This window comes from Streptomyces sp. NPDC014891, assembly GCF_043081085.1.
In the GTDB taxonomy this organism is placed as follows: domain Bacteria; phylum Actinomycetota; class Actinomycetes; order Streptomycetales; family Streptomycetaceae; genus Streptomyces.
On record NZ_JBIBWF010000002.1, the window covers coordinates 1 to 12,426 of the forward strand.

10 protein-coding genes are annotated in these 12,426 nt (G+C 73.7%); 5 read left to right on the forward strand and 5 right to left on the reverse strand.

The window, feature by feature from the left end; genetic code table 11:
• On the forward strand, positions 1 to 534 hold a 534-nt coding region (locus ACF09E_RS04660; RefSeq protein WP_392203873.1), incomplete at its 5' end, for a phosphatidylglycerol lysyltransferase domain-containing protein.
• Positions 531 to 1,244: a hypothetical protein gene (locus ACF09E_RS04665; RefSeq protein ID WP_392203874.1), complete on the forward strand. Its 714-nt coding sequence runs from the start codon at positions 531 to 533 to the stop codon at positions 1,242 to 1,244. The genes ACF09E_RS04660 and ACF09E_RS04665, both read left to right, overlap by 4 nt.
• On the opposite strand, the gene ACF09E_RS04670 is transcribed toward ACF09E_RS04665, so the two are convergent.
• A complete protein-coding gene (locus ACF09E_RS04670; protein ID WP_361853840.1) occupies positions 1,181 to 1,948 on the reverse strand; it encodes a hypothetical protein in 768 nt (255 codons plus the stop codon). The genes ACF09E_RS04665 and ACF09E_RS04670 overlap by 64 nt on opposite strands.
• Before the next feature lie 76 nt (positions 1,949 to 2,024).
• Between ACF09E_RS04670 and ACF09E_RS04675 the strand changes: the two genes are divergently transcribed.
• A complete protein-coding gene (locus ACF09E_RS04675) occupies positions 2,025 to 2,789 on the forward strand; it encodes an adenosylcobinamide-GDP ribazoletransferase (RefSeq protein ID WP_392203875.1) in 765 nt (254 codons plus the stop codon).
• A gap of 23 nt (positions 2,790 to 2,812) precedes the next feature.
• On the opposite strand, the gene ACF09E_RS04680 is transcribed toward ACF09E_RS04675, so the two are convergent.
• The 4 genes from ACF09E_RS04680 to ACF09E_RS04695 all read right to left on the reverse strand — a co-directional run bounded on the left by ACF09E_RS04680 (position 2,813) and on the right by ACF09E_RS04695 (position 8,871).
• On the reverse strand, positions 2,813 to 3,430 hold the full coding sequence (locus ACF09E_RS04680) for a spherulation-specific family 4 protein (RefSeq protein ID WP_361853846.1): 618 nt from the start codon (positions 3,428 to 3,430) through the stop codon (positions 2,813 to 2,815).
• A 25-nt stretch (positions 3,431 to 3,455) separates the two neighbouring features.
• Complete coding sequence (locus ACF09E_RS04685) at positions 3,456 to 4,805, reverse strand: hypothetical protein (protein WP_392203876.1); 1,350 nt, start codon at positions 4,803 to 4,805, stop codon at positions 3,456 to 3,458.
• A gap of 374 nt (positions 4,806 to 5,179) precedes the next feature.
• Positions 5,180 to 6,742, reverse strand: a complete 1,563-nt coding sequence (gene pelF, locus ACF09E_RS04690; protein WP_392203877.1) for a GT4 family glycosyltransferase PelF — start codon at positions 6,740 to 6,742, stop codon at positions 5,180 to 5,182.
• A 26-nt stretch (positions 6,743 to 6,768) separates the two neighbouring features.
• Positions 6,769 to 8,871 (reverse strand): hypothetical protein, encoded by a 2,103-nt coding sequence (locus tag ACF09E_RS04695; RefSeq protein WP_392203878.1) that lies wholly within the window; start codon positions 8,869 to 8,871, stop codon positions 6,769 to 6,771.
• 315 nt (positions 8,872 to 9,186) lie between these two features.
• Here ACF09E_RS04695 and ACF09E_RS04700 point away from each other — a divergent pair, with 315 nt between their 5' ends.
• Positions 9,187 to 10,695, forward strand: a complete 1,509-nt coding sequence (locus tag ACF09E_RS04700) for a leucyl aminopeptidase (RefSeq protein WP_392203879.1) — start codon at positions 9,187 to 9,189, stop codon at positions 10,693 to 10,695.
• Positions 10,696 to 11,016: 321 nt separating this feature from the next.
• On the forward strand, positions 11,017 to 12,405 hold the full coding sequence (gene lpdA / locus ACF09E_RS04705) for a dihydrolipoyl dehydrogenase (protein ID WP_361862707.1): 1,389 nt from the start codon (positions 11,017 to 11,019) through the stop codon (positions 12,403 to 12,405).
• The last annotated feature ends 21 nt before the right edge of the window (positions 12,406 to 12,426 follow it).

Genomic DNA, 12,426 nt, shown 5'->3' on the forward strand with positions numbered 1-12,426 from the left:
CGCGGCTTCTCGATGGCGCTGGGACGGCTCGGCGACCCCCGGGACGGCCGCTGCGTGATGCTGGAGTGCACCGACGAGCAGGGCGAGCTGCGGGCCGTGCTGTCGTTCGTGCCGTGGGGTCCCAAGGGGCTGTCGCTCGACCTGATGCGCCGGGACCGCGACTCCGAGAACGGCCTGATGGAGTTCATGGTCATCGAACTCCTCCAGCGGGCCAAGGAGATCGGGATCACTCAGGTCTCGCTGAACTTCGCGATGTTCCGGTCCGTCTTCGAGCGTGGCTCGAAGCTCGGGGCGGGGCCCGTGCTGCGCATGTGGCGTTCGCTGCTCAGTTTCTTCTCCCGCTGGTGGCAGATCGAGTCGCTGTACCGCGCCAACGCCAAGTACCGACCGATCTGGGAGCCCCGATTCATGCTCTTCGAGAAGAGTGCGGACCTGCTGCGCATCGGCCTCGCGGCCGGCCGGGCGGAGGGGTTCCTGGAGGCGCCGGGGCTGCCGAAGTGGCTGCACCGCCGGCACCTGGAGAGCGGCCGTTGAGCCGCGCCCTCCGGGAGTTCGCCCGCCGCGAGTGGGGGCCGCTGTTCGGCACGGTGCGGACGGCCCTCCTCGCGAAGCGGTGGCGGGCGGTCCCCATGACCCTCGCCGCCGTCTGCCTCACCGCCCTCTTCCAGCTGGTGCAGAACCAGGACTGGGGCTATCAGCCGGTCCAGGACATCGGCTCGGTGCGGGCCGAGGACCCGTTCTGGCTGGCGCTGCTCCGGACCCCGCCGTCGCTGTTCGTCCCCGCGCTCGACCTGCCCGTGTGGGGCGCGCTCGCCCAGGTGCTGCTGGTCTTCGGGATCTCCGAGATCTGCCTCGGGCGGTGGCGGACGCTCGCCGTCGCCTATCTGGCCACGCTCTGCGGGACGCTGTACGCGCGCCTGGGCATCGCCCTCGGCCCGGACGGCCCGTTCGGGCTGCCCGCCGCCGACGCGCAGGTCGTCGACACCGGGCCGTCGGCGGCCGTGGTCGGCCTCGCCGTCTACGTGTGCTGGCGGTACGGGGCCCGGTGGACGGGCGCGCTCGTGGTCGTGGCGATGGTGGTCGAGGTGATCGTGAAGCCGAACCTGGCGGGCAAGGAGCATCTGGCGGCCATCGCCGGGGTCCTCGTCCTGATGGGGGTCCAGGCCTGGCGCGGGCGAGGTCAGGAGGGCGTGGAGCCGCCCCGCCCGGGGACCCGCTCCTGGAAACCGCCGATCAAGTCCTGAGCACGGCGCCGGATCCTGGTCCAGCGCTTGTCGTGGCGGTAGGTGCGGATCCTGGAACGGGCCCGGGCCCGGTGGCGGCGCCCGTAGAACCGGCGGGCCCACCAGGAGCCGGGGCGGGCCAGCCGGACGGCGCCGACGATCGCCACGAACGGGATCAGGGTGCCGATCACCGCCATCCGGAACTTCCCCTTCACCAGGGTGATCAGGATGAGGAGGAAGTTCAGCGCGAGGGTCAGGACGAAGGTGAGCCGGTCCTGGCGTTCGTCGGCTGTCATGTCGTCGACGCCCAGGGGCGAGAAGCCGCTCAGGGTGAGTCCGACCAGGGCCGCGGTGAGGACGACCACCTCGACGCTCTTGCGGCCCTCGTCGGACCAGTACACGTCGTCGAGATGGAGGATCAGCGCGAACTCGTCCAGGACGAGCCCCGCGCCGACGCCGAAGACCACGGCGAAGAGGGCGGCGCCGAAACCGTGCCGGTCGCTGCCGACCGCGCCGAAACCGCCGATGACGGTGAGGACCACGCCGGGCACGACGTGATGGATGTGGAGGCCGCCGGAGGAGACGTTCCCGAAGGGCCCCTTCCCCGCCCGGATGAGGCGGACGATGGTCCGCGTGACCAGGAACGTCACGATGAACGAGGTCAGCGCGAGGAGCATCGGGAGCTTGCCCGGCTCGACGATGTTGCGGGAGAACCAGTGACCCATGCCACCCCGTTCCGGAATACGCGAAATGCCCGGTACGCGCAATCTACCGTCCGGAGGCGCCGATTACCCTGCCCGGATGGACGGCCTGCGTTTCGCCTTCGGCACCCTCACGGTGTTCCCCGCCCGCATCACCCGCTGGGACCGGGACGCGGCGCGCGCCGGCATGCTCTGCGCCCCGCTGGCGGGTCTGGTCGTCGGGTTCCTCGCCGCCGGGCTGGGCGGCGCGTTCCTCGCCCTCGGCTCGGGGCCGCTGCTCGCCGCCGTGGTCTCCACCGCGGTGCCCGCCGTCCTCACCCGCGGCCTCCACCTCGACGGCCTCGCCGACACCGCCGACGGCCTCGGCAGCGCCAAGCCCGCCGAGGACGCGCTGCGCATCATGAAGCAGTCGGACGTCGGCCCCTTCGGCGTCATCGCGCTCCTCCTCGTCCTCCTCGGCCAGGTCGCCGCCCTCTTCGAGCTGTACGGGGAGGGCTGGGCGCACGGCGCGGTCGGCACCGCCCTGGCCGCCACCGTCGCCCGCCTCGCCCTCACCCACGCCTCCCGCCAGGGCGTCCCGGCGGCCCGCCCCGAGGGCCTCGGCGCGATCGTCGCCGCGACCGTCCCCGTCCGGTCCGCGACGTTCTCGACGGCGGTCGTCCTCGTCCTGCTCGCGGCGACGGGCCTGCTGTTCTCCCCGTACGACGCGGTCCGCAACGTCCTCGCGGCCGGCGCCGCCCTGGGCGCGGCGGCGGCCCTCCTGCGCCGGTGCGTACGCCGGTTCGGCGGGGTGACGGGCGATGTGTTCGGAGCGGTGGAGGAGACGGCCGTGACGACGGCGCTGGTGGTCCTGGCCCTCGGCTGAACCCCTGGCCGTGGGCCGCCGGGTCAGCGGGCGGGTTCCGGGAGGTCCGGGAGGGTGCCCCAGGGGTGGGCCCCCGTGCCGGGGACGGCGCAGTGCACCGGGGTGACCGGCCGGACGCCGGGCGGAGCCGCGTACACCAGGTGGCAGTAGTGGGGCGCGACCGGCAGGTCCAGCGTCCGGTACGTGTCCCAGGGGCCCTCGAACGTGACGAGCAGGTCGGCGAACTCCTCGTAGCCCGGGTCCGGATGGGCGCCGTGGTTGAGCACCAGGGTCGCGGCCCCGGCGGACCGGGCCGCGACCGCGAGCCGGCGGTAGTGGGCCAGGGCGCCGGGCGCGGTGGAGACCTGGTCGAGGAAGGCGCCGTCGGTGCCGTACCAGTCGCGGTGGCGGAGCAGGTCGGTGACGACCTCGGCGTGCGGGCGCCGCCCGTAGTCGGTGTCCGCGTAGCCCAGGAGCCGCACCCCGGCCGCCCGAAGCCGGTCGGCGGCCGCCGCGAACGCCGGGTCGGGGGCCTCGCCCGCGCCGCTGGCGGGGTTGACGACGACGCCGTACAGCGACGGCGCCGCGTCGACGAGGGCCGACCAGGCCTCGGGCCGGTCGGCCGGGTGCTCGTAGAACGGCACCAGGAGGAGGTGGTTCACGGGGTCCCTCGGAGGCGGTGGGCGGTCAGACGCGGTGGGCGGTCGGCCGGACCAGCAGGACGCAGGTGAGGACGGCGAGCACGGCCGCCGCTCCCCCGGCGGCCACCGGGCCCGCCGCGGGTTCCAGCGTCTGCGTCGCGACCGCGAGGAGGCAGACGGCGGCCGCGCTGAGGACCGCGCCGAAGGCCTGGAGCAGCAGCCCCAGCCAGAGCACGGTCCCGACCAGGAGCAGCGCGACGAGCCGCGGGCCCGTCGGCCAGGGCGCCCCGGGCCAGGCCAGGGTGACGGCGAGGGTGAGGGCGACGAGGACGGCGAGATATCCGCCCAGGCAGAGGACGAGGGTGCCGGTGACCGCGCGGCGGAACTCGCGCGCGGTGGACTGGGTCCGCAGCCGGGTCAGGCTCTCGCCCCGGAAGCGGTGCAGCAGCCACTCGGCGGGCCCCATGGAGAGGGTCAGCGCGATGACGGCGCCCGCGCCGCTCACCGGTGTGTCGCCGAAGCCCGCCTGGAGCACCAGCAGTCCGCTGCCCAGACCGAAGAGGCCGTACGGCAGGGAGGCCGCGCGCGGGGGTCCGCCGCGTCCCGCCGCGTGCCGCCGTGCGCCCGGTGCGAGGACGAGCCCCGCGAAGGCGACGCTCGCGGTGAGCGCGGTGAGGAGGAGGCCGGCGCGCAGGAGGTCGGGCAGGTCCCAGCGGAAGGCGGGGACGGCTCCCGCGAGCGGCGCCAGGGCGCAGAGCAGGGCGCGTTCGCGGCCGAGGACGAGGAGCACGGTCGCGGCGGCCAGGTAGAGCGCCTGCCCGGCGGCGAACAGGGCCGCCGGGGTCTCGCCGGGCGGGGCCGCCGCGAACGCGACGGCCGTGCCGGCGAGGGCGCCGGCCGGGGCCCCGAGGAGCAGGGTGCGGGCGGCCGCGCGCCGGTCGCCGAGGCCGAGCCAGGTATACGCGCGATGGGCGAGTGCCTGGTTCCAGACCCAGCCGGTGACGGCGCCGGCGAGCAGCGGAACCGTTCCGCCCGGAAGCCCGGACCGGCCCGCCTCCCCGGCGAGCAGGGGGGCGGCGAGGACGTACGCCAGCCCGGGGAGGGCGAAGACGAGCCCGCGCAGGAGGCAGCCGGCGAGCCCGGTGTGCCAGGCGCCGCCGGGCGGCGCCTCCGGTGCGGGGTGGCGCCGCTCCACGCGCGCGTAGAGGTCCTCGGCGAGCGCGAAGGAGTCGGCGCGGCCGTAGGTGAGGCGGATGTGGTCGTCCGTCATGCCGTCGGACTCCAGGACGGCGGCGATCTCGTCGGGGTGCACGGCGACCGCGACGAGCCCCCCGAGCCGCGCGGCGAGCTCGTCGAGCGGATCGTCGGCGAGGCCGCCGGGCGGTGCCGGGGCCACGGCGGGGTGCGCCGGATCCCCGAGCGGGTGCGGCGCGCCTCCGGCGGACCTGGGCGGATGCCCGGCCGAGGTCGCGGTTCCCGCGGAGGCCGGCGAGTGGTCGACCGACGGGGTCGGGCCTCCGGCGGGGCCGGCGGGTCCCCCGGCGGAGGCCGTCCGGTCGCCGTGGCCAGCCGACGGCCCGGGGACCTTCGACCGCCCGGCGGCGGGCGCCGTGGTCGACCCCACCGGGGTGGCCGGACTCCGGTCGGACGTCGCGGGCGCCGGTCCGGGGTGGGTCGGTGGTGGGCCGGCCGGGGTGTCCGCGCGTCTCGGGCGCGGGATCGCCGGCAGCGGTGTCTCGGTGCGCGGGGGCTTCAGCCACAGGGAGCCGCTCATACGGGGGTGCCTCCCGCCACGAGGGCCGGGGTGGCGATCCGGCGCGGGGCCGGGAGCCGGGCGGGCCAGAGCTTCGTACGGATCCGGGGACGGGCCGCCGGGCGCACCCGGTCACCTGCCAGTTCGCGGTAGATCTGGCGGAAGCCGTCCACCGAGCGGTGCAGGGTGAACCGGTCGACGACCCGCTGCCGGGCCCGCCGGCCGAGTTCGGCGCGGCGGGCGCCGTCACGGAGGAGGGCGGTGACGGCGGCCGCCATCACGGCGGGTTCGCGGGGCGGCACGACGATCCCGGCGTCGCCGACGGCCTCCCGCACCCCGCCGACATCGGTGGAGACGGTGGCGCGCCCGCAGGACATGGCCTCGATGAGGGAGAAGGGGAAGCCCTCGCTGATGGAGGAGAGCATCACCACGCTGCCGGCCGCATAGGCGCTGGGCACGTCGGAGATCCGGCCCTCGAAGGTGACGCCGTCGGTGACGCCGAGTTCGGCGGCGAGCTTCTCCAGCCGGGTGAGGTAGTCCTCGTTCCCGGCGGGCACCGGACCGAACAACCGCAGCCGCAGCGCCGGGAGTTCTGCCCGGCAGACGGCGTACGCCCTGATCAGGGTCTCCAGGTCCTTGATGGGGTCGACGCGGCCGCACCAGCTGAGCGTGGGGGTCTCGGGTTCGGGTCCGGCCTCGGGGAAGAGGGCCGGGTCGACGCCGTTGTAGACGGTGCGGATGCGGTCGGCGGGGGCGCCGCCGCGCTCCTCCCAGCGCCGGTTGTACTGGTTGCAGGGGGTGATGAGGTCGGCCTTGCGGTAGCCGAGGGTGTTCAGCTCCCGGTAGAAGCCGAGCATGAGGGCCTTCACGGGCCAGCGTTGCGCCTCGGTGCGGTACCCGAGGTAGCGCTCGCGGAGGTAGATGCCGTGTTCGGTGAGCAGGAAGGGCACTCCTTCGAAGTGCTGTGCGGCGAGCGCCGGGAGGGTGGCGAGGCCGCTGGAGACGGCGTGGGCGACGCCGTCGCCGGCTATCCGGGCGGCGAGCGGCCGCAGGGCGTGTTCGAGCAGGTCGGTGGCGGTGAGGGCGTCGTGGACGGTGGGCCGGGCCGCGAGGGTCGGCAGGTGCGGCATCGTCCAGATCCACATCAGGGAGCGCAGGGCCGCCTCGGAGCGCAGGGCCTGGGTCAGCCGTCCCTGCCGGGCGAGTTCGGCGAGTTCGTACAGGCCGGCGCCGAAGTCGCAGCCCGCCTCGGGGTCGAGGAGCGCCAGCAGCAGGCGCTCGTAGGCATCGAGGAAGCGGCGGCGCGCCGGCCCCCGCAGGGGCCGCCGCGCGGCGGCCAGGAGGCCGGGCGCGGTCGGTCCCTGCGGGATTCCCCAGAGCGGGAAGGCGGTGTGCCGGGTGACGTTGGGCGGCAGCTCCCAGGTGACGGGTTCGCGGCCGCTGCCGGTGAGGGCGAGGATCTCGAAGTCGACCTCGGGCATGCCGCGGACGAGCTGGTCGCACCAGGTGCTGACGCCGCCGTGGACATGCGGGTAGGTGCCTTCGGTGAGCATGGTGACGTGACGGCCACTGCTCGACATGTGCGGTTCCCCCCAGAACGTGCCGGTCAGGCGGTCGGCAGTGTGAGTGTGACGCTCGTCTGGAGCGCTTCGGGCGCGGTCCAGGCGGACCGGGTCCCGGCGTACGGCGTGCCGAAGGCGGCGGTGCCGAGGACGAGGCGCTTGCGGGTGCCCTCGGGGGCGGTGACGGGCGCGCTGACGCCGGCGGGTGCCTTGACGGTGACCGCGGTGCCGATGCGGTAGGCGGTGACCTTCCCGGCGGCGAGGGCCTGGTCCCAGGCGGCGCGGCGGGTCAGCTCGGTGCCGACGTCCCGCTGGGCCGGGTTGACGAGGGGCGCGCTGGGGGCGAACAGGCCCCGGTAGTCGGCCAGCACCCGGTCGAGGACGGGGTAGAGGAGGCGTTCCTCGGCGAGGTTCGACTGGTGCACGTAGTGCGGCCGGGGGTCGTTGCCGAGGACGTGGGAGAGGGCGGTGCGGGCCTCCTGCGGCACGATGTGGTCGGCGTAGCCGGTGGCCGTGGGGAGCGGGGCGGGCAGGCAGGTGGAGGCCGGGTTGGACTCGCAGACGCCGCTGCCGCCGTCGGCGCGGGAGGTGTAGATCCAGTTGTACTCGTCGGCCATCTCGGCGGCGGTGCCCACGTTGTAGTACACGTTCATCGGGTGGCGGGGCACGGTCTTCGCGGCGCCGGAGCCGGTGCCGACCGCGCGCTGCCGGGGTTCGCGGGAGTTGTCGCTCGCGGTCCACTTGACGCCGTTGTCGGCGAGGGCGCCGGCCAGGTGGGGGTTGTCGACGGGCTGCTGGGGCAGGGTCCTGAGGCCGGAGTGCTCGCCGGTGACCAGTTCGGAGCGGTCGACGGCGATGCCCTTGCGAACGGCCCAGTCGTGGTTGTCGCGGATCTGGGCGGACAGTTCGGCGCGGCTGACCCAGAGGGTGTTGCCGCGGGTGTCCTTGGCGCACTGCCAGGGGACGACGGTGTTGTCCTGGACGCAGCCCAGGAAGGGGTGGGTGTAGGTGTGGTTGATCCACCGGTACTGGGCCCGGTCGGCGACGAGCCGGTCGGTGAGCGGGTCGGAGCCGCCGTGCTCGGTCTTCCACTGCTCGCCCTGGCCGCCGTTGTAGACCATGTCGAGGGTGAAGCCGGAGGACTTCTGCCAGGCGGCCGCGTACTGGGCGTCGGCGACGGTCATCCGGATGGGGTTCGCGCCCTCGCCGTCGTCGCCGACGCAGTCGAAGTCGCCGGGCGTGCAGTCGAGTCCGGTGTCCCAGCGGGCGTCGGGGGCGAAGACGTCGTCGACGTGCACGGAGAGGTAGTTGCGGCTCTGGCCGAGATGGACGCCCTGGGTGAGCCATTCGACGATACCCCGGGCGAGGGCCCGGAACTGCCGCTGGTACTGGTTGTAGGCGAAGGTGACGACCAGTTCGCGGCGCCCGTCGGCGGTGTACTCGCCGACGATGCTCGCCCGGCCGCCGGCCGCTCCGCCGACGGGGACGTCCACGTAGCTGGTGTAGCCGGCCCGGGGGCGGCCCGCGTAGCCGTAGCTCTCGGCGATGGCGGGGTCGTTGTCCTCGAAGGTGAGGGACCCGGCCAGGTACCGGAAGGGGCCCGCCGTCCCGGCGGCCGTGATGCCGGCGGTGGTCCCGTCGAGGACGCCGGACCACCCGCCCTGGTCGGTGTAGTCGAGGCCGACGCCGGGGTGCGACCAGGTGTAGGCGTCGACCTGCGGGATCCCGAAGGTGCGCTCGTACGTCTGGAGGGCGGTGTGCTCGGCCGAGCCGGCGCCGAGGGCGCTCTCGTGGGGCAGGACCACGCCCTGGTACTTGGCGCGGGGGCGGCCGTCCACCGTGTCGCTGAGGAAGGACGTGCTGAGGACCGGCCGGTTCGGGTCGTTCAGGTCGATCGTGCGGTACGGGACGCCGGCGCCCTTGAGCTCGGCGGCGATCGCCCCGACGGCGCTGCCGCCGTCGTCCACGACGAGGACGGTCAGGTCGATCCGGGGCGCGGGGGCCGCGAGGGCCTGCGCGGACGGGACGACGGTGGCGAGCAGCGCGGCGGCGGCGAGGGCCGCGACGCGGGCGGTGCGGGGCGCGGTGCGGGTGCCGCCGCGGGTGCGGCGGGCGCTTCCGGGCATACGGATTCGGCCGGAGTCCATCAGGTGGTGTCCCCCCTCGGCAGGTCCCCGCGCACCGGGGGCCGGGGCGGCGAACCTGTGGAGATGATGCAGATGATGCGAAGACGAGCGGGTCGTCCTTGCGTGACTGAGGTGAGTGTGGAGGAGCACTCCGGGCCGGAACGGTAAACATGAAAGAGACACCACGGATGAGTGAACCAACGCCGCCGTGAGCGAACCGGGCGAGCGAGCGTAGGCTCGTTCTCGGCGCTCTCCGGGCCGAAATACGATGCGGCGGGCACGGTCGGCCCATCCCTCGACCGCCACAGAACTCAATGGAAGCGAGATTTCACCACCGTGACTGCTCTCACTCTCAGCACTGCCGGCGCGGCGACGCTGCGCGCCGACGCCCTGGTCGTCGGCGTCGCGAAGTCCGGGAAGACGCTCGTCGTCGCCCCGGGCGCCGAGGCCGTCGACAAGGCCTTCGACGGCCGGCTCGCCGCCGTCCTGGAGACGCTGGGTGCCTCCGGTGCCGAGGGTGAGGCGACCAAGCTGCCCGCCCCCTCCGGCCTCAAGGCCCCCGTCGTCCTGGCCGTCGGCCTGGGCTCCGCCCCCGAGGACGGCGAGGCCTACGCCGCGGAGACCCTCCGCCGGGCCGCGGGTGTCGCCGCCCGCGTCCTGACCGGCGCGAAGAAGGCCGCGTTCGCGCTGCCGATCGAGGACGCCGAGGACGCCGGCGCCATCGCCGAGGGCGCCCTGCTCGGCGCGTACGCCTTCACGCAGTACCAGGACGCCGGCAAGGACGCGAAGAAGCCGCTGGGCGAGGTCGCCCTGCTCGGCGCCAAGCCGCGCGACAAGGCCCACAAGGCCGCCGCGGAGCGCGCCCTGGCCGTCGCCGAGGAGATCAACCGCGCCCGCGACCTGATCAACATGCCGCCGAACGACCTGACCCCGGCCGCCTTCGCGGCCGCCGCCCAGGCCGCCGGCAAGGAGCACGGGCTCAAGGTCCAGGTCCTCGACGAGAAGGCCCTCGCCAAGGGCGGCTACGGCGGCATCCTGGGCGTCGGCAAGGGCTCCGAGAACCCGCCGCGCCTGGTCCGGGTCGCCTACACCCACGCGAAGGCGGAGAAGACCCTCGCCCTGGTCGGCAAGGGCATCACCTACGACTCGGGCGGCATCTCCCTCAAGCCGGCCGGCCACAACGAGACGATGAAGTGCGACATGAGCGGCGCCGCCGCCGTGTTCTCCACCGTCGTCGCCGCGGCCCGCCTCGGCCTCCAGGTCAACGTCACGGGCTGGCTCGCCCTCGCCGAGAACATGCCGTCCGGCTCCGCCACCCGCCCGGGTGACGTGCTGCGCATGTACAGCGGCAAGACCGTCGAGGTCCTGAACACCGACGCCGAGGGCCGGCTCGTCCTCGCCGACGCGCTGACCCGCGCCTCGGAGGAGCACCCGGACGCGATCGTCGACGTGGCGACCCTGACCGGCGCGATGGTCCTCGCGCTGGGCAACCGCACCTTCGGCATCATGGCCAACGACGACGAGTTCCGCTCCTCGATCCACGAGATCGCGGAGGAGGTCGGCGAGGCGTCCTGGCCGATGCCGCTCCCCGCCGACCTGCGTAAGGGCATGGACTCCCCCACCGCCGACATCGCCAACATGGGCGAGCGGATGGGCGGCGGCCTGGTCGCCGGTCTCTTCCTCCAGGAGTTCGTGGGCGAGGGCATCCCGTGGGCCCACCTGGACATCGCGGGCCCGGCCTTCCACGAGGGCGCGCCGTACGGCTACACCCCCAAGGGCGGCACCGGCTCCTCGGTCCGCACCCTGGTGAAGCTGGCCGAGCGCACGGCGGCCGGCGAGGTCTGAGCGGCCGTGTGACGGCGACGGCCCCGAGGACTCCGGTCCTCGGGGCCGTCCCTTCGCCCGCCGTTCGCCCGCCGTTCGCCCGCGACGAAATCCGTACGTCCGCACCCGGTGATTACCCCCGGGTACGGACGATCGGCCGATCTCACACACCGGCCCCGCGTCCCGCCATCCGTCAACAAGTGCGAAGATGGGTTCTCGGCAGGACAGGGCCCCCACCACAGGGCCGAAAAATAGCGGCCGCACACCAGCCGACCGACCGGTCCTCACCCGAAAGGGGAACGAGGGGACCGGCGACGAGCGCACATGCATGGAGGACGTGACGTGGCGAACGACGCCAGCACCGTTTTCGACCTAGTGATCCTCGGCGGCGGTAGCGGCGGTTACGCCGCGGCGCTGCGCGGAGCGCAGCTGGGCCTGGACGTCGCACTGATCGAGAAGAACAAGCTCGGCGGCACCTGCCTGCACAACGGCTGCATCCCGACGAAGGCCCTGCTCCACGCCGGCGAGGTCGCCGACCAGGCCCGCGAGGCGGAGCAGTTCGGTGTCAAGGCCTCCTTCGAGGGCATCGACATCAAGGCCGTGCACAAGTACAAGGACGACGTGATCTCGGGCCTGTACAAGGGCCTGCAGGGTCTCGTCGCCTCCCGCAAGGTGACCTACATCGAGGGCACCGGCCACCTGTCCTCCCCGACCTCCGTCGACGTCGACGGCCGCCGGGTCGAGGGTCGCCACGTCCTCCTGGCCACCGGTTCCGTGCCGAAGTCCCTCCCCGGCCTGGAGATCGACGGCAACCGGATCATCTCCTCGGACCACGCGCTGACCCTGGACCGCGTCCCGGAGTCCGCGATCATCCTGGGCGGCGGCGTCATCGGCGTCGAGTTCGCCTCGGCGTGGAAGTCCTTCGGCACCGACGTCACGGTGATCGAGGGCCTGAAGCACCTGGTCCCGGTCGAGGACGAGAACAGCTCGAAGCTTCTTGAGCGCGCGTTCCGCAAGCGCGGCATCAAGTTCAACCTCGGCACCTTCTTCCAGTCCGCCGAGTACACCGACAACGGCGTCAAGGTCACCCTGGCCGACGGCAAGACGTTCGAGGCCGAGGTCCTGCTGGTCGCCATCGGCCGCGGCCCGGTCTCCGCCGGTCTCGGTTACGAGGAGCAGGGCGTCGCGATGGACCGCGGCTACGTCCTGGTCGACGAGTACATGCGCACCAACGTGCCGACGATCTCGGCCGTGGGCGACCTCGTCCCGACGCTCCAGCTCGCGCACGTCGGCTTCGCCGAGGGCATCCTCGTCGCGGAGCGCCTGGCCGGCCTGAAGGCCGTCCCGATCGACTACGACGGCGTGCCCCGGGTGACGTACTGCCACCCCGAGGTCGCCTCCGTCGGCATCACCGAGGCGAAGGCCAAGGAGATCTACGGCGCGGACAAGGTCGTCGCCCTCAAGTACAACCTGGCGGGCAACGGCAAGAGCAAGATCCTCAAGACCGCGGGCGAGATCAAGCTCGTCCAGGTCAAGGACGGTGCCGTGGTCGGCGTCCACATGGTCGGTGACCGCATGGGCGAGCAGGTCGGCGAAGCACAGCTGATCTACAACTGGGAGGCGCTGCCGGCCGAGGTCGCGCAGCTCATCCACGCCCACCCGACGCAGAACGAGGCGCTCGGCGAGGCCCACCTGGCCCTGGCCGGCAAGCCTCTGCACTCCCACGACTGACGCTCACGTCATCACAGGGCG

Excerpts from the sequence above, each read along its gene's own strand:
- ACF09E_RS04675 (WP_392203875.1), top strand. The coding sequence starts at position 2,025 with ATGGACGGCCTGCGTTTCGCCTTCGGCACCCTCACGGTGTTCCCCGCC.
- pelF (WP_392203877.1), bottom strand. The coding sequence starts at position 6,742 with ATGTCGAGCAGTGGCCGTCACGTCACCATGCTCACCGAAGGCACCTAC.
- ACF09E_RS04695 (WP_392203878.1), bottom strand. The coding sequence starts at position 8,871 with ATGGACTCCGGCCGAATCCGTATGCCCGGAAGCGCCCGCCGCACCCGC.
- ACF09E_RS04670 (WP_361853840.1), bottom strand. The coding sequence starts at position 1,948 with ATGGGTCACTGGTTCTCCCGCAACATCGTCGAGCCGGGCAAGCTCCCG.